The sequence below is a fragment of the Kitasatospora sp. NPDC054939 genome, assembly GCF_053610105.1.
The window spans coordinates 46,752-65,283 of the sequence record NZ_JBSGXP010000006.1 but is presented as its reverse complement, the minus strand read 5'-3'; the positions used below and the strand labels follow the sequence as shown (position 1 = coordinate 65,283).

At 72.5% G+C, this 18,532-nt stretch carries 15 protein-coding genes; 6 read left to right on the top strand and 9 right to left on the bottom strand.

Going from position 1 to position 18,532, the window contains the following annotated elements:
• Positions 1-253 precede the first annotated feature (253 nt).
• Both ACWGB8_RS03585 and ACWGB8_RS03580 read left to right on the top strand, forming a co-directional pair.
• The gene (locus tag ACWGB8_RS03585) at positions 254-2,734 is read left to right on the top strand and encodes an RICIN domain-containing protein (protein ID WP_452209853.1); all 2,481 of its coding nucleotides are present in this window, start codon (positions 254-256) and stop codon (positions 2,732-2,734) included.
• A 389-nt stretch (positions 2,735-3,123) separates the two neighbouring features.
• Entirely contained in the window at positions 3,124-3,621 is a 498-nt protein-coding gene (locus tag ACWGB8_RS03580; RefSeq protein ID WP_452209851.1) for a hypothetical protein, read from the top strand.
• Positions 3,622-3,765: 144 nt separating this feature from the next.
• On the opposite strand, the gene ACWGB8_RS03575 is transcribed toward ACWGB8_RS03580, so the two are convergent.
• The 3 genes from ACWGB8_RS03575 to ACWGB8_RS03565 all read right to left on the bottom strand — a co-directional run bounded on the left by ACWGB8_RS03575 (position 3,766) and on the right by ACWGB8_RS03565 (position 7,787).
• A complete protein-coding gene (locus ACWGB8_RS03575) occupies positions 3,766-5,913 on the bottom strand; it encodes a HEAT repeat domain-containing protein (protein WP_452209850.1) in 2,148 nt (715 codons plus the stop codon).
• 342 nt (positions 5,914-6,255) lie between these two features.
• Positions 6,256-7,251 (bottom strand): hypothetical protein, encoded by a 996-nt coding sequence (locus ACWGB8_RS03570; RefSeq protein WP_452209848.1) that lies wholly within the window; start codon positions 7,249-7,251, stop codon positions 6,256-6,258.
• A 335-nt stretch (positions 7,252-7,586) separates the two neighbouring features.
• Positions 7,587-7,787, bottom strand: a complete 201-nt coding sequence (locus tag ACWGB8_RS03565) for a hypothetical protein (protein WP_452209846.1) — start codon at positions 7,785-7,787, stop codon at positions 7,587-7,589.
• 643 nt (positions 7,788-8,430) lie between these two features.
• Here ACWGB8_RS03565 and ACWGB8_RS03560 point away from each other — a divergent pair.
• Positions 8,431-8,652, top strand: a complete 222-nt coding sequence (locus ACWGB8_RS03560) for a hypothetical protein (RefSeq protein ID WP_452209844.1) — start codon at positions 8,431-8,433, stop codon at positions 8,650-8,652.
• A 153-nt stretch (positions 8,653-8,805) separates the two neighbouring features.
• Complete coding sequence (locus ACWGB8_RS03555) at positions 8,806-9,570, top strand: hypothetical protein (protein WP_452209842.1); 765 nt, start codon at positions 8,806-8,808, stop codon at positions 9,568-9,570.
• A gap of 277 nt (positions 9,571-9,847) precedes the next feature.
• On the opposite strand, the gene ACWGB8_RS03550 is transcribed toward ACWGB8_RS03555, so the two are convergent.
• On the bottom strand, positions 9,848-10,309 hold the full coding sequence (locus tag ACWGB8_RS03550; RefSeq protein ID WP_452209840.1) for a hypothetical protein: 462 nt from the start codon (positions 10,307-10,309) through the stop codon (positions 9,848-9,850).
• A gap of 468 nt (positions 10,310-10,777) precedes the next feature.
• Here ACWGB8_RS03550 and ACWGB8_RS03545 point away from each other — a divergent pair, with 468 nt between their 5' ends.
• Positions 10,778-11,161 (top strand): VOC family protein, encoded by a 384-nt coding sequence (locus ACWGB8_RS03545; RefSeq protein ID WP_452209838.1) that lies wholly within the window; start codon positions 10,778-10,780, stop codon positions 11,159-11,161.
• Positions 11,162-11,579: 418 nt separating this feature from the next.
• Positions 11,580-11,801, top strand: coding sequence for a hypothetical protein (locus tag ACWGB8_RS03540; protein ID WP_452209836.1), 222 nt, complete (start codon positions 11,580-11,582; stop codon positions 11,799-11,801).
• A 656-nt stretch (positions 11,802-12,457) separates the two neighbouring features.
• On the opposite strand, the gene ACWGB8_RS03535 is transcribed toward ACWGB8_RS03540, so the two are convergent.
• The 5 genes from ACWGB8_RS03535 to ACWGB8_RS03515 form a co-directional block, all read right to left on the bottom strand.
• A complete protein-coding gene (locus ACWGB8_RS03535; RefSeq protein ID WP_452209834.1) occupies positions 12,458-13,357 on the bottom strand; it encodes a GNAT family N-acetyltransferase in 900 nt (299 codons plus the stop codon).
• Positions 13,358-13,722: 365 nt separating this feature from the next.
• Positions 13,723-15,417, bottom strand: coding sequence for a hypothetical protein (locus ACWGB8_RS03530; protein ID WP_452209832.1), 1,695 nt, complete (start codon positions 15,415-15,417; stop codon positions 13,723-13,725).
• Between the two features lie 11 nt (positions 15,418-15,428).
• Positions 15,429-16,178: an ABC transporter ATP-binding protein gene (locus ACWGB8_RS03525; protein ID WP_452209830.1), complete on the bottom strand. Its 750-nt coding sequence runs from the start codon at positions 16,176-16,178 to the stop codon at positions 15,429-15,431.
• Between the two features lie 200 nt (positions 16,179-16,378).
• The gene (locus tag ACWGB8_RS03520) at positions 16,379-17,041 is read right to left on the bottom strand and encodes a response regulator (protein WP_452209828.1); all 663 of its coding nucleotides are present in this window, start codon (positions 17,039-17,041) and stop codon (positions 16,379-16,381) included.
• Positions 17,038-18,309, bottom strand: coding sequence for a sensor histidine kinase (locus ACWGB8_RS03515; protein WP_452209826.1), 1,272 nt, complete (start codon positions 18,307-18,309; stop codon positions 17,038-17,040). The genes ACWGB8_RS03520 and ACWGB8_RS03515 overlap by 4 nt, the downstream gene beginning before the upstream one ends.
• Positions 18,310-18,532 lie beyond the last annotated feature (223 nt).

The following is an 18,532-nucleotide window of genomic DNA, read 5'->3' as shown; positions in this document are numbered from 1 at the left end:
CGACCGTCACCGCCCCACGCTCCCGCCGAGCCGCACACCCCCACCCGGCACCGGCCGCGTCGTGCCCCGCCTTGCCTTGCCCGCACGGGACCGGTGCCCTGCCCGGAAGGTCCCACCCATGCAACCCCCACGAACACGGGTCGGCTCCGTCCTGCCGCGTACCGGGCGCGGAACCGCCGGCCGCTCCCTCCCCGGCACACGATCCCGCCAGGAGAGGGCCGCCGACACGGCCCGTCCGAAGAAAGAGGTCACCATGACACCCCGTCACAGGAGGATCGGCGCCGCCGTCCTCGCCGCCACCCTCGGGCTCGGCGGCAGCGCCCTCACCGAGGGAGCCGCCTCGGCCACCCCGCCCACCTCCGGCTACACCATCACCGCCGGCGCGAAGGGGGTCTGGACCACCCCGTCCGACACCCCCGCCTTCCCCTACATCGACAAGGACGGCACCTTCTACTTCCAGCAGGCCGCCGCCCTCTACGGCGCGACCGAGCGCCGCCACTGGGACTTCCACTCCGGCACGAACTTCGACACCGCGACGCTCAACAGCACCCTCAGCAACGCCGTGAACCCCGCCAACTCCAAGGACCGCAACAACGACACCACCTGGCGGTGCAACAACAGCCCCACCGGGCTGGAGGCGACCCCCGCGCCCGCCGGGTCGAGCTACTCACAGCCGAACTACTGCGACCTGGTCGGAGTGTGGGTCGACCCGGACACCGGTGACTGGTACGGCCTGGTGCACAACGAGTTCACGCCCAAGCCCTTCGGCGACTACTCGCACTACGACGCGATCGACTACGCCGTCTCCACCGACCAGGGCAGGACGTGGACCATCGAGGACCACGTCATCACCTCCCCGTACAGCACGGCGCGGGCCGACACCGCGGCCTTCCCCCACCAGACGTACCACTACGGCGCCGGCGACCCGCGCCTGTTCGTCGACACCGCCTCCGGGTACTTCTACGTCTTCTACGGCTCGCGGATCATCGACAAGTCCGGCGGCTGGAAGGCCTTCCACGAGCACGTCGCCCGCGCCCCGATCGCCTCGAAGATGGCGCCGGACTCCTGGCAGAAGTGGTACGACGGCGCCTGGTCGCAACCCGGCAGGGGCGGCAAGGAGAGCAACATGGTGCCCGTCGGAGCCACCAGCACCACCGGCTATACCCCGGCCTCCGCCGAGTACGACCCCGCCAACACCGGCACCACCGACCAGCAGGTCGCGGCCGGGAAGATGCCCGCCACCTCCCCGCTGTTCGTCATGGACATCACCTACAACGCCCACCTGGGCCTGTACATCGGCGAGCCCCAGGCCGTCGACCAGTCCGGGGACGCCCCGCAGCAGTACTACGCCACCGACGACCTCACCACCCAGAAGTGGTACCCGATCGGTGACACCGACGAGTACCGCACCGCCTCCTGGTACCGCTGGTTCCTGGACGGCGTCAGCAAGACCGGCTCCGGCATCGTCGGCAAGGACTTCCGCACCTACTGCTCCCACGGATGCTCGAACAAGTCCAGCGCCGAATACGTCAACGTCACCATCGACCACGCCACCCCCGCCGCACCGCCGGTTAACGTGAGCAGGAGCTACCGCATCGCCGGCGGCAACGGACGCGTCCTGGCCCAGGAAGCGGGAAGCCCGGCCACCACCTCGCTGCCCGCCGCAACCGGCTCCGGCCGCGAATCGTGGACCTTCACCGGCAACGGCGACGGCTCCTACCGGATCGCCAACGCCGGCACCGGCCACCTCCTCGGCGTCGACTCCACCGCCACCGCGGGCCGCGCCTGGGGCGCCAAGCCCACCGTCACCGCCGCCCCGGCCGGCGGTCCCACCGTCGGCCAGCAGTGGTGGGTGATCCCGGGCAAGTCCACCACCAACGCCCCCACCGGGACCCACCGCCTGGTCAACCGCTACAGCGGCCTCGTCATCGGCCTGTCCTCCGACACCTCACGGCTCGCCGAGACCACGCCGACCCGCACCTGGAGCAACTCCACCGGCAACACCGTCGGCGGGACGCGGAACGCCGCCGAACAGACCCTGACCCTCACGGCCACCGGATCCGCGCCGGAACTTGTGTCCGTCACCGACCCCGGCAGCCAGTCCACCAAGGTCAACACGGCCGTCTCGCTCCAACTCACCGCCACCGACTCGCTCGGAAAGCCGCTCACCTTCTCCGCAACCGGCCTGCCCGGCGGCCTGTCGATCACCTCCACCGGCCTGATCTCCGGCACGCCCACCACCACCGGCACCTCCACCGCCACCGTGACCGCCACCTCGGGCACCGCCACCGGCACCCGCTCCCTCACCTGGTCCGTCGTCCCGGTGCTCGACGGCACCCACACCGTGGTGACCTCCGGCAAGGCCCTCGATGACCCGAACCACTCGCGGGTCACCGGCACCCCGCTCATCACCTGGTCGACGAACGGCGGCGCCAACCAGAACTGGGTCTTCACCCGGCAGACCGACGGCTCCTACCGGATCGTCAACGGGCTCTCGAACCTGTGCATGGACGTCAGCGGCGGATCCACCACCGCCGGCGCCCGGGTGATCCAGGCCACCTGCGCCGACACGAGCAGCCAGCGCTGGCTCGTCACCCCCGCAACCGGCGGCGCATCCAGGATCACCTCCCAGAAGAGCAGCCTCCTGCTCACCACGGCCTCGACGACGAACGGCGCCCAGGTCACCCAGCAAGCGGACAACGGCTCGGCCCTCCAACGCTGGACCATCAACTGACCCCCCGGGGCCGGCGAGCCCACCGCCCGCCGGCCCCGACCCGCCAAGCGGATTCCACCTGTAGCTCGACCCCTCGGACCCTTGCCCGTCCGGCTCCCACCGGGCAGGGCCTACGGTGTCGCCGACGGCCGCCCGTTGATCGTCCGACGCCACGAGTCGGTGATCGGCTGGGGGGTATCCATCAGGCTGTGAGCTCCTCGCGTTCGATCGGGCGCCCGTTGTTGCACAGTAGGCCGGCGCGAACGCGCCGGACGAGGTGGGCGCCGTTGACGGCCCGCCGATTGGGCCGGATCAGCTCGTCGAACGCCCCGAACCTCGCAGCATGAACGTGCCCAGCTGACACACTGTGGCCGAACCGCGGAACCGCACAGAGGACGACCCAGACGCCCATGGTGAACCCACTTGATGCTCCGGAGGCGGTGTCAGCCGCAGCTGAACCGCTGGAGGACCTGCTCGACGCCTGCAACCATGTGTCGTCCATCTACCTGCTCCACGTAGTCCCAGTGGCCGGGAGGACAGTCGGCCATGACTGGATGACGGGCCTCGCTCAAGCCGTGTACGACGCGGGGGCCAGTGGACACCGGGTGCGAACGCCGGTCGACCCGTTCGAGTCACCGCAAGCCTGGCGGGACGTCCTCCGCCGACAGGTGACCGACGGCTCCATGCAGCCCGCCAACAGGTGGCCGGACGCCGATCTGCGCACGCCCGGTGAGATCCGGCAGGCAGGCGAACTCGCCGACGGCGTCGCCGACCTCATCGAAGCGCATCTGGGGCCGGTCCGAACCTCCGGCGACGTCGACGGCCCGCCGGGCTACGTATGGTGGCGCAACCTGCTGCTGGTCACCAGCGACTGGGCCACCATCCTGCACCTTGAGATTTCCGACTGACCGAACACCGCCCGTCGACTGCGCGGCCGCCTCGGCGACTCTTGGGTACTGGCGTCGGGGGAGTCGGTGGAGATTCCTCCTGCACAGGTCTGCACAGGTCCTCCGCAGCGGCAGGCGGAGGACCTGTGCACCCCCGGGTTCGCCTCAGGTCAGCCGGCTGATGACGGCCCGGCCGGCGCGCAGCAGAGCCTCGTCCTGCTCGACGATCGTGAAGAAGCCGCCGCTGCGGCGGGCCAGGGCGAGTTCCGCGCGGATCCGGGGAAGGGCGGGTGCGGCGGCGGGACCCATCCGCTGCAAGCACTCCACGACGTAGGTGGCGGTCGAGTCGTTCTCCTCCCAGGTCGCCAGCAGCACCGGCAGGACGACCTCCGCCTCGGCCGGGCCGCCGATGTCGTGGATCGCGGCGGCGGCATGCATCCGGGCCGACAGGTGGCCGGTTTCGAGCGTCTGCCGCAGGGAGGGCAGGGCCGCGGCCGCCGCCGCGCCGATCCGACCGAGGACGTCGGCCGCGCTGTCGTGCTTGTGGGTGTCGAGCAGGGCGACCAGCCGCGGCACGGCATCCGCGGGGTCGCGTTCGATGTCCCACAGGGCCTCTGCCGCGGCGAGGCGGACGTCCAGGTTCTCGGTGTCGGCCAGCGGGCGGATCACCGCCAGGGCGGAGGCGGCGGCGGTGCCGCAGCGGGCCAGTGCGTGGAGCGCCGCGACTACGCCGGGCCACTGCTCCTGCCCGGCGCACGCGGTCAGGGCTGTGGTGAGTGCGGGTACGGCCGCCGGTTCGCCGAGCCGGCGAAGGGCGGCGACCAGCGTGCAGGCGTCCGACCAGGTCCAGTCCTTCGAGAAGTCCGCGTCGGCCAGGCGCCGGGACAGCCTGGGCAGGAGCTCCGCGGCGGCCTGGGGGAGGCAGCCGGCGACCTGGAGCGCGCGCCAGGCATCGGTGTCGGTGTCCAGCGCGGTCAACAGCCCGGGCAGGGCGCGCTCGTCGCCGAGGCGGGCCAAGGCCGTGACGGCCTGCTGATGGGCCCGGCGCAGCAGCGGGTGCCGTGCGGCCCACACGGTCGGCCCGTGGGTGGCGCGGTGGGCTTCGACGAGGGCGGCGAGGGCCTCGCGGGCGGGTTCGGCGAGGTCGGCGGGGAGTCGGCCGATGGCCTCGGCCGCTTCGGCGGCGGTGTACGGGTCCTGGGGCAGCAGGCAGTCGGCGAGCAGGCGGACGAGGCCGGTGTGGTCGCCGCGCCAGGAGCCGATCAGGGTCCGGGCCATCGCGATGGCGTCGTAGCGGGTGGCCGCGTCGGTGCTGCGGAGCTGGGCGGTGAGCAGGGCCGTGCGCTCGGGTACCCGTGCGTCGAGCAGTCGGTGAAGGGTGGTCAGCAGCTCGGTGGTCGGGGCGTGCACGCGGCCGTGCCGATCGAGGTCGGCGAAGACGGCGGCGAGCTGCGGCGGGGCCCCTTGGTCCGGTGCCGGCCCGGCGGCGACGTCCGCGCAGGCGCACTGCCCGCAGTCGGCCGGCCGGTCGTCGTCCTCGCCTTCGCCCTCACCCTTGCTGTCGCTCGCGGGCTCGGGTGGGAGCTGCTGGAGCAGGTCGGTCGCCGTCGGGACGAGACCGGCGTCGATCACCTCCGGTGCGCAGGCGGCCCGGTGGACCAGGGCGGCGAGCCGGATGTCGGAGTCCACCGTCGGGTCCGTGGCCAGGGTGGCGAGCCAGACCGTCACCGGGCCGAGCGCGGCCGGCAGCCGTTGGGCCAGCGCCGCGGCCGCCTCGACGACCAGCAGGCGCTCCAAGGTGCCGCTCTCGGCCGCCAACCGCTCTCGCAACAGCGCGAACGCCCGGTCGCCGTCGTCCAGAAACAGCCCCAGGGCCGGGACGGCGGCCTGCCGCACCTGCGGGTCCGGGTCCGCCGCGTGCCGGACGAAGTCGTCGACACGCTCCTGCATCTGAGGCACGACATCCGCATGAGGGGTCGATGCGTGGCCCGACGGACCGTAGTAGAGGCCGTCGGGGTCGCATTCCAGCGCCGCGCCGCCGATGCTGAGCAGAAGCCGGATGACGGCCGCGCGGTCGGGGGCCCGGGGATCGTCGGCGAGCGCGAACAGGAACGGCACACTCGCCGCCGTGCACGCGTAGACGTCACCCTGGTGGTGAGCCGCGCTGTAGAAGCTGCTGAACGCCTTCTCCCGGACGTCGGTATCGGGCGAGGCCATCTGCTCCAGCCACAGCGGGACGTCGTCGGCAGCCCCGTAGGCGTGGCCCATGGACGACCAGTCGACGCGGTCGATGCCCTCACGATTGTTGATCACGGGCCGAACAGTGGCACGAGGTACTGACAGAGCCACCCGCGCGGACAGCGGATCGTTGGTCGATGATTCCCCACGCCTGCCCCGTGGCGTCCGCAGGACGCGCTGTGGCGCGCCCCTCGGCTGAGGCACCGTCTCCCGGGCCGGCCGGGGCAACGGACCGGCACGCGGGCGACGGGGATGGCACGCTCCGGCAACGTCACGGCCTGGCGCAGCTGACCGAGGTCGAGGGCGAGACGCGACGCGCAAGCCCGTCGGCCCGACCGGCGATCTCGCGCGCCTCGACGGGGAGCCGTCGCGGCCGCTCGTTGATCACCGGCGGGACGCCGACACCCCGGTACTCGGCTACGCGGGCCGCTCCGTTGCCGTGGCGCCGGCACAGACAGGGCGGGTGCGGGCGGCGTAGGAGCGGGCAGCCACGACGAGGCCGATGCCCAGACCGGCGAACGCCAGGCCGCCGAACCCCGCCATCCACGTGATCCCCGAGCTGGAGGTGAACGGCGGGGACGGCTCGATCTCGGGCAGCACGCCGACGGCCGTGAGCGGGGCCATGACGACGAGGACGGCCCCGTACATCGTCAGGGGAATGCCGGTCAGCCAGGCCGGGATCAACGGCAGCAGGCGCGGGACCCGTCGTCCGGACAGGACCACCGTCCAGCGGGGGAACACCTGTCCCCACGCGTGCAGCAGTCCCAGCAGCAGGAAGATCCCGGCCAGCGCGGCCAGCACGGTCACATCGATCCCCGCCGACGCGGTCGCCTTCGACGGCCCCGACGCGTCGGCGCTCGTCATCCGCTGCCAATCGTCGCCCGCGACACCGAGCGCGTCGCCGCCGAGCGTCCAGATGGTCTTGACCACCGCCCACGGCAGAAGTCCGCCCATGAGCAGGTACACCGCGACGCGGGTCCGCCCCGGGGCTCGGGAGGGGGCCGGGTGGACAAGCGGGCCGTCGGCTGCGCCGGCGTGCGGCCGCCCGCACCGCGGGCAGTCTCCGCGCAGCCGTCGACGGTACGACAGCCCGACGAGGAGCAGGAGGGCGGCACCGGCCGTGTTCAGCAGCACCTGGGCCAGCCCGGTGGCGCTCTCGATCCCCGAGAGCGTCGCAAGCGTCACGAAATGGATCGGCAGCCCGATCATCCCCACGCCGAACACCGGGAGCGCCGCGATCAGCGCCGTCGCCACCGCAACCCGGCCGGGCCCGGTGAGAGTTCGGGCGCCGGCCAGGCACGCGCCACCGGCTAGGCAGGCGCCACCGGCCAGCAGCGCGAGGGCCGCCAGGAAGAGCTGGATCCCCGGCGCGTACGCGGAGTGCTCCTTCCACGGCACGGCGGTGCCCGTCACCGCCCAGGTGACCTCGACAGCGGCGTACAACACACCCCAGGATGCGGCTGCCGCGGGCGCCCGCACGGGCCACCGCCGCCACCACAACATCCGCCCCGGGCTTGCGATCGGCGGCTTGGGAACGCCACCTGTCTCCGAATGTGCAGGAACAACCACCGTGACCCCCGAATGTCCGGATTGCCGACGCTCCAGGGTTCCGCGTCACCCGCGCTGATCACATCCGTCCCACGGATCATCCGCCGTCCCCCGCGAGGGGGAGGCCTCCCCCGCCCCGCCGAAAGCGGGAATCGCAAGGCGGGATTGCCCGCGGTACAGGGTCGCCGCGACGGGGAAGGTCAGAAGAAGTAGGCGCCCACCCACTGGCCGTCGCTGCCGGCAGCCAGGGTGAACTCGCCTGCCTTCTGCGCAGGCGTCAGGTTCGCGAAGTTCACCGCGTCCTCGGCCGTCGAGAAGGTGAACGGACGCCAGATCGCATCCTCGTCGGCAGCGGAAACAGCGGCCTTCGACGCTTCGGCGTCAGCAAGTGACACAGCCATTGGAGAGACTCCCATCCAGGGTGAAAGGGGGTTGGTGATTTGTGATCCTGGCAGACCAAACACCCTGAACTGCCAACTTCGCCGGAACGCAACCCGATCGTGTACGTTCTGGTCGAGAGGTGGACGCGACTTCGGCTCGTCGGCGGCCCTGACCCCGACTCGTTCCCGGAGCCCGCCGGTCTCGACCGCATCCGCACCGAATGCCGACGACACGGCCCCCTCGTCCGGACCGTCGTCCATCACGGCCCGCAGTGACGGAGCCGGTGGCGCCCTGATGGCACTACCAGAGCCACCGGTCGAGGACCGCCGGCCAGGTACAGGTTTCGTAGCCTTCGAATGCTGCAGGATCGATCCCCTTGAGGTCGTCGGCCAGGGCCTTCAACTCCTCCAAGGCGGCCACCCGCCTGGGGCCGCGATGCCACCACGATCCGCCTGATCCGCGGGTTCACGTTCAGTAGCCCCGGCCGGGTGGCCCCACCGAAGCACTGCAGTCGCATGCGGCTGGCCTCCCGCAGCAGGTGTCCTCAGGAACGTCCCCGGTTCCCCGAAACCCCCGTCGACTGCCACCCATGCCAACACACAGTCAGCGCGCCCACTTCCCCGCCCGTACGGACCGGTGGACAGACAGTGGCACACTGTCCGGATGACCGATCACCGCCGCCCGCTGTGGCAGCCGTTCTCCGACGCGGAGACCGCCGCCCACCGGCCGCTCACCCACGATGACCAGCCCGCCCCCGACGCTCCGGCGCTGTCGCCCTTCTCCCACTCCGACCTGCCCGCCCCCACCCCCGCACGCCCCGCCGGCGGACGCCGCCCCTTGGGCCCCGGCGGCACCGCTGCGCCCGCAGCCGACCGGAACACCTGACCCGCAGGGACGCCCCGCCGGCCGGCGAACGAACCGCGCACCGCCGGAGGGGCGCGGGGAAAGCCGGCGTGCCCGAGCGGCCTGAACCACATCCCTGAGCGGAGGCCGCGAATTCACATGACAGCTGCGAGCCGGCCCCGCGATCATTGGCTGATGACCGTAGAACCGGACCTTCTTCGTCTGAGCATCGTGTGCCCACCGCCCGACAAGGGCGGCGTGGAGGTCCGCCCGATCGTCAATGGCCGGGATCTTCTGGCCGAGGTGTTCCCCGGTGGCGTAGGAGGCTCCCGCTACCTGGGAGTGAGCCCTCGGTACCTGCTGGGCCGACACGGGCCGTTGCATGCGACGGCGACGACCCGCGAGGTTCGTGTCGCATGGTCCGGCTGCGGCGTGGAGGAATGCTGTGGGGCCCTGTACATGACGGTCAGGCGGGACGGAGGTCATGTCGTCTGGGCGGACTGGCGCGACCCGGCCAACCAGGACCTCGACCTGCCGGAGCTTCGGTTCGCCGCAGGACCGTACGAAGCCGAGGTCGTGCGGGCCGGGGAGGGCCGCGGTTGGGAGTCGCCGGCCGGAGCGGTCGCGCGGCTGCTTGAGGAGGGGCTGAGGGAACGCGAGGACTGGCTCGTCCGGTGGGACTGCGAGTTGGAAGCCGTGTGGTCCTCCCGTACGGAACCCGATCGAATCCACCTCGTCCTGCTGCATCCCCGTGACCGATCCGACGCGGATCGGCCCTGGCTCCAGTTCGGGCTGGCCCTCCCCATCTCCGCAGACGACCCGGCGGACCAGGCCGTGCACCTTGAAGCGCAGCTGACCGCGGGCGATCCCCGTGCCACCGCCGAGGTCTGGGGCGGCTCGTACCACGCCGAACAACTGGGCTACGACGGCTACCACCCTGATTCGCCGAGCACGCCCTGAGGCAGGTTCCCATCCGCAGAGTCTGCGATGTCAGATGAGGGCTGCGGTGATGCCGGCGAAGGCGGCGAAGTGGCCGGGCTGTGCGTTCGTAGCGGCCGTGCAGCCGACGGAAGCCGCCAAGGCAGGCCCTCGCGATCCACAGCTGGAGCACCGGACGGGCGGAGGCGGCAGCCGCCTCAGCGGCACCCCGACTCCAACTGTCCCCACCCGGACCGCTGCTCGGCGGGAATGCTGCGCGCACGGCACAGGCGCGCTCCGGTGGGCCGGCCGAGGTCTCCTACCGCGACGACCACCAGAGCACCGCCCGGCCCGGGACCTCTTGGTACGGCTCGTGGTCGTCGCGGTGGCAGACGTAGCGACCCTCGAACCGCCAGGAACGGCTGTGGCTGCTCAGGGCCCAGCCCTCCGGCGCGCACCGGGCGGCTTCGGTCCAGGCGGCGAGTCCGGGAAGCGCGTGTGCGAGCAGGGCCAGGCGGGCTCTGCCCCGTCGGGCGTCCGCGATCGGGGCGATGTGGATCCGTATGCTGTTCCACAGGCCGGGATGGGTGCCCGTGCCGTAGTTGGAGGAGACCGGCGGTATCCACTCGACGTGCAGCAGGGTGCCGTCGCTCCAGGGTCGGACGTCGAACCGCAGGTCGACGGGGATCGCCCATCCTGCGCCGAGACCCCTGCGGTGGATGTCGGTCGGGGAGAGCGGCCACGACAGGTCTCGTGGCAGGCGGCGGTTACGTGCTGACACGGGCCCGAGGATGGCATACCTCCTGGTGGACCACATGTGCTTCTCGGGCCGTGACGGCGGCCGTACGAAGCCGGCTCCGGCACGAGTTCCGGGACTGGTAGGCGAAGGTGCGCGTCGTCAGCGGTCCGCCTCCGGAGCGATGGGGACGATGCGGGTGCTGCGACGGAGGTCCGCCGGCAGGAAGTCGATGTCTCCGGAGCGGTTCCGTCGTGCCGCGCACCCACGCGTGGCCCGACTCCGGTTCGCAGCGAGTGTGTGCCGCGCTGCACGTCCCGATGCCGACCGCCGGGTCCGAGGGCCCGTCAGCAGCCAGGTCGAACAACCTCGGCCCGAGCCGGTACGCGTCGACCCCGCCCCGAAACCTTGGTCTAGGGTGTGTGCGGAAGGTCGGCCGGGCACCCGAGCCGTTCGCGCGAAGTGGGCGTACGACCCGGTGTCGCTCGGAGTGGAAATCAGGAAGGCTCGCGCATGGTCTCGGTAGTGCAGAACGTGGCGATCGACTGTGCGGATGCCTACGAGCTGGCCCAGTTCTGGAGCAGGGTGACCGGACGTCCGTTGCATCCGGAGGACAAGCCGGGTGATCCGGAGGTTCAGGTGCTGTTGGCGGAGGGTCCGGTGCTGTACTTCAACCAGGTGCCCGAGCCAAAGACGATCAAGAACCGGATCCACCTCTGTCTGCGCCCGGAGACCTCGCGTGATCGGGAGGTGGAACGGCTGCTGGGCCTCGGCGCCACCTTGGTCGCCGATCGCCGGAATCCCGATGGCTCCGGCTGGGCGGTCCTCGCTGATCCCGAAGGAAACGAGTTCTGCGTTCTGCGCAGCGATTCCGATCGAGCCGCCATGAGTTCCTGAACCTGCTGCGCGCCACCCTGGCTTCGACCGGGCCGGGGTCGGTCGCAGCCATTCGCTGATGGCCGCGAGGCCGGCTCCGCCCCCGGTGCGGGGAAGGTGGGCCTTCGCCAGAGCGGGCTCGAACTGTGGGTGTCCCTACGCCGCCCGGGCGTGACCACAGGCGGCGTGGGCTTCTGCCCTTGCCGGTGGTCAGGTGGAGCTTGGTGGTCGGGCTACCGCGCGAGCGTTCGGGGCCGTGGTCGTCCGGCGGCCGGTACGAGCCGCGTGATAGTGTCGCTCCCTTCTCCGGTAGGCCGGATGAGGTCCCCTCGCAGGTGTCTGTGACCCCGCCTCCCCAGCAGCTCCAGATCGCTCTTGACGCGCTCGAGCCGGCGTAGCAGTGGGTGCAACCGCCAACGGTGCCTGGTGGCGGTCGGCCTTGCACGACTACCCCGGGACCGACCGTGTCACCGGGATACTGGAGGCGATCTCCGTCAGCACCGGAAGCCTCTCGCCGTGGCTGGCCGTCTGGGCCGAAACCCGCACGGAGGCGGCGGACCGCCACCTCGGTGACGCACTCGACGACTGGCTCGCCGGGCGGGGGCTCGCGGATCTCCGGCTCGGCTTCCAGACGAACTGTCGGCTGGACCGGAGCTGTTGACCTGGCTCCTCTCCCTGGAGGAGGGCCGCATCGGTGCCGCCCAGCTCTACGAGGTCGAACGCATCGCGTACAGCTGAGGGCGGCCGCCCTATCCACCGATCCGGGCCACTTGCCCAGGGGCGGCCGGACCCGACAGCGGGCCCGGGGTGCTGCGCACAACGGGCCCGACTGCGCGGCGAGGGCCGGTGGTTCACGGTGCCGGGAATGTGCGGCGGCTCGGCATCCAGTTGGAGGTCGTCTTGAGCTGGCCCGGGCGCGTGGTGAGTAGCCACTGTCGGCTCGTCGACCGCTCCAGTCGCATCCACCACGTCACCCCCGACGGGTGCGTGCTGGTCGAGCCCGGCTGGTGGTCGTAACCGGTGCTTCCACCGACTTGGGCTGCTTGGTCGGGCGGGTTGTCCCGTACGTTGTTTCCACGATCGATTCGGGACAGTGCAACGCCGTCGAGGCGTGGTCCGTCCCTCCAGAGGTGAAGTCCAGTGAGAACGGGCGCAGTCACCGTTGATCATCGTCGGGGTGCGGACTGGCGGCGGGATGGCGGCCACTCCACAGCGTAGGCCCCGTACGTCCACACTGGTGGCCGGCATGTCGCCAGGTACTGGCGAGCGGTCCGGGCCTGCCCTCGGATCGGACCGCTCGCCGCGGGCTACTCCTGGTCAGGCCGCTCGGTCCGCCGGGTGGAAGTTGATGCGTTCACGGGTGACGGGGAAGCCGGCCTTGGCGAAGTTCGCGGCCATGGGGAAGTTGGCCTGGTCCGTCGCTCCGCTGATGAACTCCGCGCCCTGCTCGACGAGGAGGTGGGTGCACTCCGCGAGGAGGTCGTAGGCGTAGCCGTGACCGCGCTGTTCCGGCATGACTCCGATGAAGCCGATGGTCGGGCCGGAGGGGTTGTGGGCGGGGATGTGGATGCCGGCCAGGTCGCCCTCCGGGGTGTGTGCGACCTGCCACCAGTCCCGTGGGGAGGGGCACCAGTGGAAGAAGTCGAGTTCCTCCTGGGCGGCCTGGTCGAGGCCGCCCTCCTCGATGGCCTTGAGTGCGTGGGCGTCCAGGGTGGCGGAGTGGATGCGGCGCAGTGCGTCGAAGAACACGGTGTCGTCGGGTTCGGCGCTGAAGCGCAGGCGTCCGGGCCGCTCGGGCAGACCTTGCTCCGGGGTCCAGCGGTACAGGAAGCGTTCCACCAGGGGTTCGTACCCTGCGGCTCGTGCGGCGGCGAAGCGCGCCTCGGCGCCGGCGCGCAGGTCGGTCTCCTCCCGCCAGCCGCCGGGCAGGTTGATTTCGAGTTCGACCTGCCAGGGCGCTGAGCGCAGGAGTTCGGCGCCGGCCTCCTCCTCGCCCTCGGCCACGTCGAACCAGTTGATGTTGACGGGCTCCGGGTCGTCGGGCCCGCCCCACCACGCGCCGCGTGCGACGACCTCGCCGTCGCGCAGGGCGACGCGCTTCCAGTCGGGGCGGAACAGGGTGCGCCGATGGCCTTCACGGGCGCCCAGGGGGTCGGGGAGTGCGTCGAAAAGGTGGGCGTCGCTCGCGGAGAGCGCGCGGATGACCAGATCGGTCATGGATTCCTCCGGGATGAAAGCTGCTTGGAGCGCTCCCGGTCAGAACTGGCGAACCACGCCGGGATGGTGGAAGAGGGAGCGCTGGAAAGGTGTGGACTGCACGGCACTCGCCTCCTTCCGTTCGTCTCAGGGCGTGAAGCCACACAGTATGTGATCTTCCATGATCCGTCCACGGATTTCCGCGGGGATACTGCTGTCATGGCCGGATCGGCATGCGCGCGGCCGTACAACTGGTAGCACCGACACACCGCGAAGCCCTCGCCGACCGCCCGGTCTGCGAGGGGCTTCGGCGCTCGTCGGACCGGGCCGGGGCAGGCGCCGCCGACTGCCGGAGCATCCGGACCGACGAGGTGCGACGTACGGGTCTACGGAGTGGTCGCCCCGGGGCGGCCCCTGCTCATCCTCGCGGCCCTGGCCTGCGCCCAGCGCAGCAGCAGGACCGCGACCGCCACGGCCATCAGGGCGGCCTTGCCGACCGGCCCGGCTGCCCCGGCGCGCAGCGCCGAGGAGAACATCGGCGTCAGCACCGCCACACCCGCCGCGGGCCCGGCCGCGTACCAGACGGCGAACAGCAGCGGGCCCGACCCGCCGCCCGTGCCCTGGGCGGGGGAGTACATGAGGTCCTTGCGCAGCACGCCGCGGCAGGCGTTCACCAGCCCCGCCGCGACCAGGGCCGGCGCGGCGGCCGGTGCGAGCCAGGCCGCCGGGCCGGCGCCCGCGGCCAGCAGCACCCCGGTGCAGGCCAGCCCCAGCAGGATTCCGGCGAGCGTCGGAACGATCGCATGGCGCAGCATCAGGCCGGCGAACGGGTACGGCGACCAGGAGGCCCGTCGGACGTCGTCCGTCTCGATCCGGGCCGGCTCCAGCAGCTGGGCGACGGCCAGGTAGCCGAACACCAGCGCGACGGCGGTGGCCGGCAGGGAGGGCCGGCCCGTGGCACCGTGCGCGAGGACGGCGCAGAGCAGCGCGGGCACCGCCAGCACCACCGCGCGGCCCAGCCGGGCGGGGGCGCGGAGCAGCGCGAGGGCGTCGCGCCACGGCACCACCAGCCAGGCCCGCCGGGGGGCCGGCAGGCGGAGCCGGCGTTGCCGGGTGCTGCCGTTGGCGCTGTTCACCGCCAGCCGTGCGCTGCGCAGTTCGACCGTGCGGAGCGCGGCGAGCACCCCGGCAGCCGTCCTGGCCCGCTCCCGCAGCCGGGCCAGTGGCACCGTCGCGGAGGCCCGGTCGGCGAGGACCAGGGCGGCACCGGTCGACACCAGCAGGAGTGCGGCGGCCACCCAGCCGCCCGGCACGGCGGCCGGGGTCGGAGCCAGTGCCGCGATCGCGGCCCAGCCCCAGGGCCCCGACCACAGTTCGACGAGCTCCAGCCAGTGCGCCGTGTGGCCGGCGACGGCCAGCACGCTCTGCCCGGCCAGCGCGACGATCGACAGTGTCAGATACGGGGTGAGCCGGCGCACCCAGCGGGCGGCGCGGTCGCCGCGCTCGACGACCAGGGCGGCGCAGGTGGCCAGGAGCGGTACGCAGATCCCCCCGAGCAGGCACCAGCCGAGTGCGGCCGGTAGGCCGACCCGGACGGTCAGGCCGAGGGCGATCATGCCGCCGACCGCCGCCACCAGGCCGGGGGACGCGGCCACGGCGCAGGACAGCCAGAACCACGGTCGAAGGACCGGGCGGGGCCGGACAGGGTGGAGCAGCAGCCAGTCGGTTGCCGCCCGGGGCGGCACCACGGGGCCGCGCCACAGGCCGTCCCGGGCGGCCAGCAGGAAGGTGGCCAGCCCGATCGCGGTGATGCCGGCGGGCATGGCGGCGAGCAGGTCGCCGCCGTGGCCGGTGTAGTCGGCGCCCATGGACGCCTGCAGGAACAGGCCGAGGCTGGGCACACCGCCCCAGACGATCAGGAGGAGCAGCACGCAGTAGACGGCGAAGCCGACCGACTTGGCGCGCGTGCGCCGGTGGGGGGCACGCAGGGTGCGCAGCAGGGCGAGGGTCTCGTCGGTCCAGTCGTCGTCGTCCGTCCAGGCCTCGACGGCGGGGTCGGTCTCCGGCTGGGGCGTGGTCACGGGGGTTGTGGTCACCGGGTGCCCGCCGACCCTGCGGTGGTGCGGGCCGCGAACTCCGCCGCCAGGACCTCGCGGGTCCCGCCCTGCTGGAGGACCCTGCCGTCCTCCAGCACGACGACCCGGTCGGCCACGTCCAGGGCGAGGTCGGTGTGGTGGGTGACCAGCAGGACGGCTACGCCGTCGGCCAGTTCGGCCTTGAGCAGGCCGGCGAGGCGTCGGCGGGCCTCCGGATCGAGCCGCTGCTCGGGCTCGTCGAGCAGCAGCAGATCACGCGGGCGCACCAGCGCGCACGCCAGCAGCAGGGCCTGCATCTGTCCGGAGGAGAGGGCCGAGGGCAGCGCGTCGGCCCGTTCGGTGAGCATCCGGTCGGTCAGTACCCGGGAGACCCACACGGGTGCGTCGGCGACCCCGTGTGCGACCGCGACCAGCAGCAAGTGCTCACGGACGGTCAGGTCGGGGTAGCAGGCGACGGTGTCGCCGACCACCGCCACCCGGGCCCGGACCCGGGGGTCGTTCTCGTCCATCGGGATGCCGTCGAAGACCACGGTGCCCTGGCTGGGGGCGTCGCGTCCGGCCGCGACCCTGAGCAGCGTCGACTTGCCCGATCCGTTGTGTCCGAGCAGCGCCACGCACTCTCCTGCGGCGAGCGACAGGCTCACGGGGTGCAGCACCTCCCGCTCGTCGTACGAGCGGCTGACGCCGGTCAGTTGGAGCAGGGGCTTGCGGGCTGCGGCTCGTGGTTCGGCGGCTTTCTTGGCCATGAGGGAGGGCGCCTCTCAACGGGGTGTCTGCCCACAGTACCGAGGCGCCGACGGCCGCCCGGGCGAGGGTGGAGCCGGCCCGGATCCTGCGGGACGGCCGCGCGCTCGGTCGGGGAGTGCGCCGTGGCGCGCGGGCGTGCTCGGCGGTCTGCCGGGGTGCGGACCGGACGCCGCCGTCGGCTCCGGCTCCGGCGGCGGCGTCACGCCGGGCGGACGAGGCGGCTTTCGTAGGCGAAGACCACGGCCTGGACCCGGTCGCGGAGTTCGAGCTTGTGCAGGATGCGCCCCAGATGGGACTTCACGGTCGCCTCGGCGAGGTGGAGGGTGGCCGCGATCTCGGTGTTGGACAGGCCGCAGCCCACCTGGACGAGCACCTCGCGCTCGCGGGCGCTGAGCCGGTCGAGCCTCTGCTCGTGGTCGGTGCTGCTGCCGTCGGGGAGGTACGGGCGGAGGCTCTCCAGCAGGCGTCGGGTGATCCGCGGGGAGACCACCGCGTCGCCCGCGGCGACGCTGCGTATCGCGGTGAGGAGTTCCTCGGGCCTGGTGTTCTTCAGCAGGAAGCCCGAGGCTCCGGCGTGGAGTCCGGCGAAGGCGTATGCGTCCAGGTCGAAGGTGGTGAGGATCAGCACCCGGCTCTGCGGGGAGCTCGCGACGACCTGTCGGGTCGCCTCGATCCCGTCCATCCCGGGCATCCGGACGTCCATGAGGACGACATCGGGGCGCAGCTCCCGGGCGAGGCGGACGGCCTGGCTGCCGTCCGCGGCTTCGCCGACCGGCGCCATGTCGGGCTGGGCGTCCAGGACCGTGCTGAACGCCATCCGGAGCAGCGCTTCGTCGTCGGCGATCAGGATGCGGATCGTCATGCGGTCCCCGCTGCGCTGCTGTCGAGGAGCAGGCGGGTACGGACTGCCCAGCCGCCGCCCGGGAGCGGTCCGGCCTGCAACGTCCCCCCGTAGGCGGCCGCGCGTTCGCGCATGCCGGGGATGCCGTGCCCGGACGGTGCGGCGGCGGGACGGGGCGGGCAGGGGCCGTTGTCGGTGACGTCCACGGTGACGGTCCGGGCCGAGCACCGGATCCGGACCTCCGCGTGGGTGCCGGTGGGCGTGTGCTTGAGGGTGTTGGTCAAGGCTTCCTGTACCAGGCGGTAGACGGTGAGTTGTGCGGTGGCGGGGATGTGGGTGCGGCCGCCCCGGACGTCGACGCGGGTCGGCAGTCCGGCGGCGCACATCTGGTCGGCGAGGGCCTCCAGTTGGGCGATGCCGGGCAACGGGTGGCGCTGCGCGTCCGGTTCGGCGGTCCGCAGGATGCCCAACGAGCGCCGCATGTCGGTCAGGGCCTGCCGGCCCGTCTCGGAGGCCTGGAGCATCGCGGTGGTGGCCCGGTCGGGCGACCGGTGCTGCGCGTAGACGGCGGCGTCGGTGAGCGCGACCATGACGGACAGGTTGTGGGTGACGATGTCGTGCATCTCCCGGGTGATCCGTGTCCGCTCCTCGGCGACGGCCAGCCGCTCCCGCTGCTCCTGTTCCTGCTCCAGGCGTGCGGCCCGTTCCGCCAGGGCCGCGAGGTAGGCGCGCGTGGTCCGCGCGTTCACCCCCAGGACGGCGGCGGCCACGGCCATCGCGGTCACCGCGGCGAAGGGCGTCAGGAACGCGCCTTCCGGCGCCCAGCGCAGACAGGCCAGCAGGATCCCGGCCTCCACGACGGCACCGGCGACGAGCGTCCCGCTCCGGTTCGCGTGCGCGGCCACCGTGTAGAGGGCCACCAGCAGGGCGATGTCGGCCGGTAGTTGGACGTCCATCAGCCACTGGACGAAGGCCGCGGCGGCCACCGCGCCGAACACCGTGAGCGGGGCCCGGCGCCGCCACACCAGGGGCAGCGAAAGGGCGGCGGTGAGGGCCGCGGCCACCGGCAGCTCCTGCGGCGGGTGGGTGGTCACGACGTTGACGAGGAGAAGCGTCGGCAGCAGCAAGTCCCATGCCAGGGGCGGCAGGCGGGAACCCCGGCGCCCGGCTACGGTCACCGGTCGCGCCGCTCGCACCGGGGCCGGATCGGCGTACCCCGCCAACCGTGAGCCGGCGCTCGCCCACCGCACCCGGCGGGCCTGGCCGGCTTCCGCAGCCGCCCCGGTCATCGCACGCCCCTGTCCCGCACGTCCCTGCCCATTCGGTACCGTCGCATCGTCGTGGCCCCGGCCGGGGCTGCCACCGTGTACGGCCGGAACCGAGCCGGGTACCGGGGAGCGTTCCCCTTGCGCCGGCCGGCACGCACCGCAGCCCTGCCACGGTCACGGTAGGTCGCGGGCCGCGCGGAGCACATGAGTCCACCGTCGGACGGCACCGCGCCGGGCTACGACT

Bases quoted from the DNA above. Each gene is read 5' to 3' on its own strand.
- ACWGB8_RS03565 (WP_452209846.1), bottom strand. From the start codon at position 7,787: ATGGCTGTGTCACTTGCTGACGCCGAAGCGTCGAAGGCCGCTGTTTCC.
- ACWGB8_RS03560 (WP_452209844.1), top strand. From the start codon at position 8,431: ATGACCGATCACCGCCGCCCGCTGTGGCAGCCGTTCTCCGACGCGGAG.
- ACWGB8_RS03515 (WP_452209826.1), bottom strand. From the start codon at position 18,309: ATGACCGGGGCGGCTGCGGAAGCCGGCCAGGCCCGCCGGGTGCGGTGG.
- ACWGB8_RS03545 (WP_452209838.1), top strand. From the start codon at position 10,778: ATGGTCTCGGTAGTGCAGAACGTGGCGATCGACTGTGCGGATGCCTAC.
- ACWGB8_RS03555 (WP_452209842.1), top strand. From the start codon at position 8,806: ATGACCGTAGAACCGGACCTTCTTCGTCTGAGCATCGTGTGCCCACCG.
- ACWGB8_RS03580 (WP_452209851.1), top strand. From the start codon at position 3,124: ATGGTGAACCCACTTGATGCTCCGGAGGCGGTGTCAGCCGCAGCTGAA.
- ACWGB8_RS03525 (WP_452209830.1), bottom strand. From the start codon at position 16,178: ATGGCCAAGAAAGCCGCCGAACCACGAGCCGCAGCCCGCAAGCCCCTG.
- ACWGB8_RS03520 (WP_452209828.1), bottom strand. From the start codon at position 17,041: ATGACGATCCGCATCCTGATCGCCGACGACGAAGCGCTGCTCCGGATG.
- ACWGB8_RS03585 (WP_452209853.1), top strand. From the start codon at position 254: ATGACACCCCGTCACAGGAGGATCGGCGCCGCCGTCCTCGCCGCCACC.
- ACWGB8_RS03535 (WP_452209834.1), bottom strand. From the start codon at position 13,357: ATGACCGATCTGGTCATCCGCGCGCTCTCCGCGAGCGACGCCCACCTT.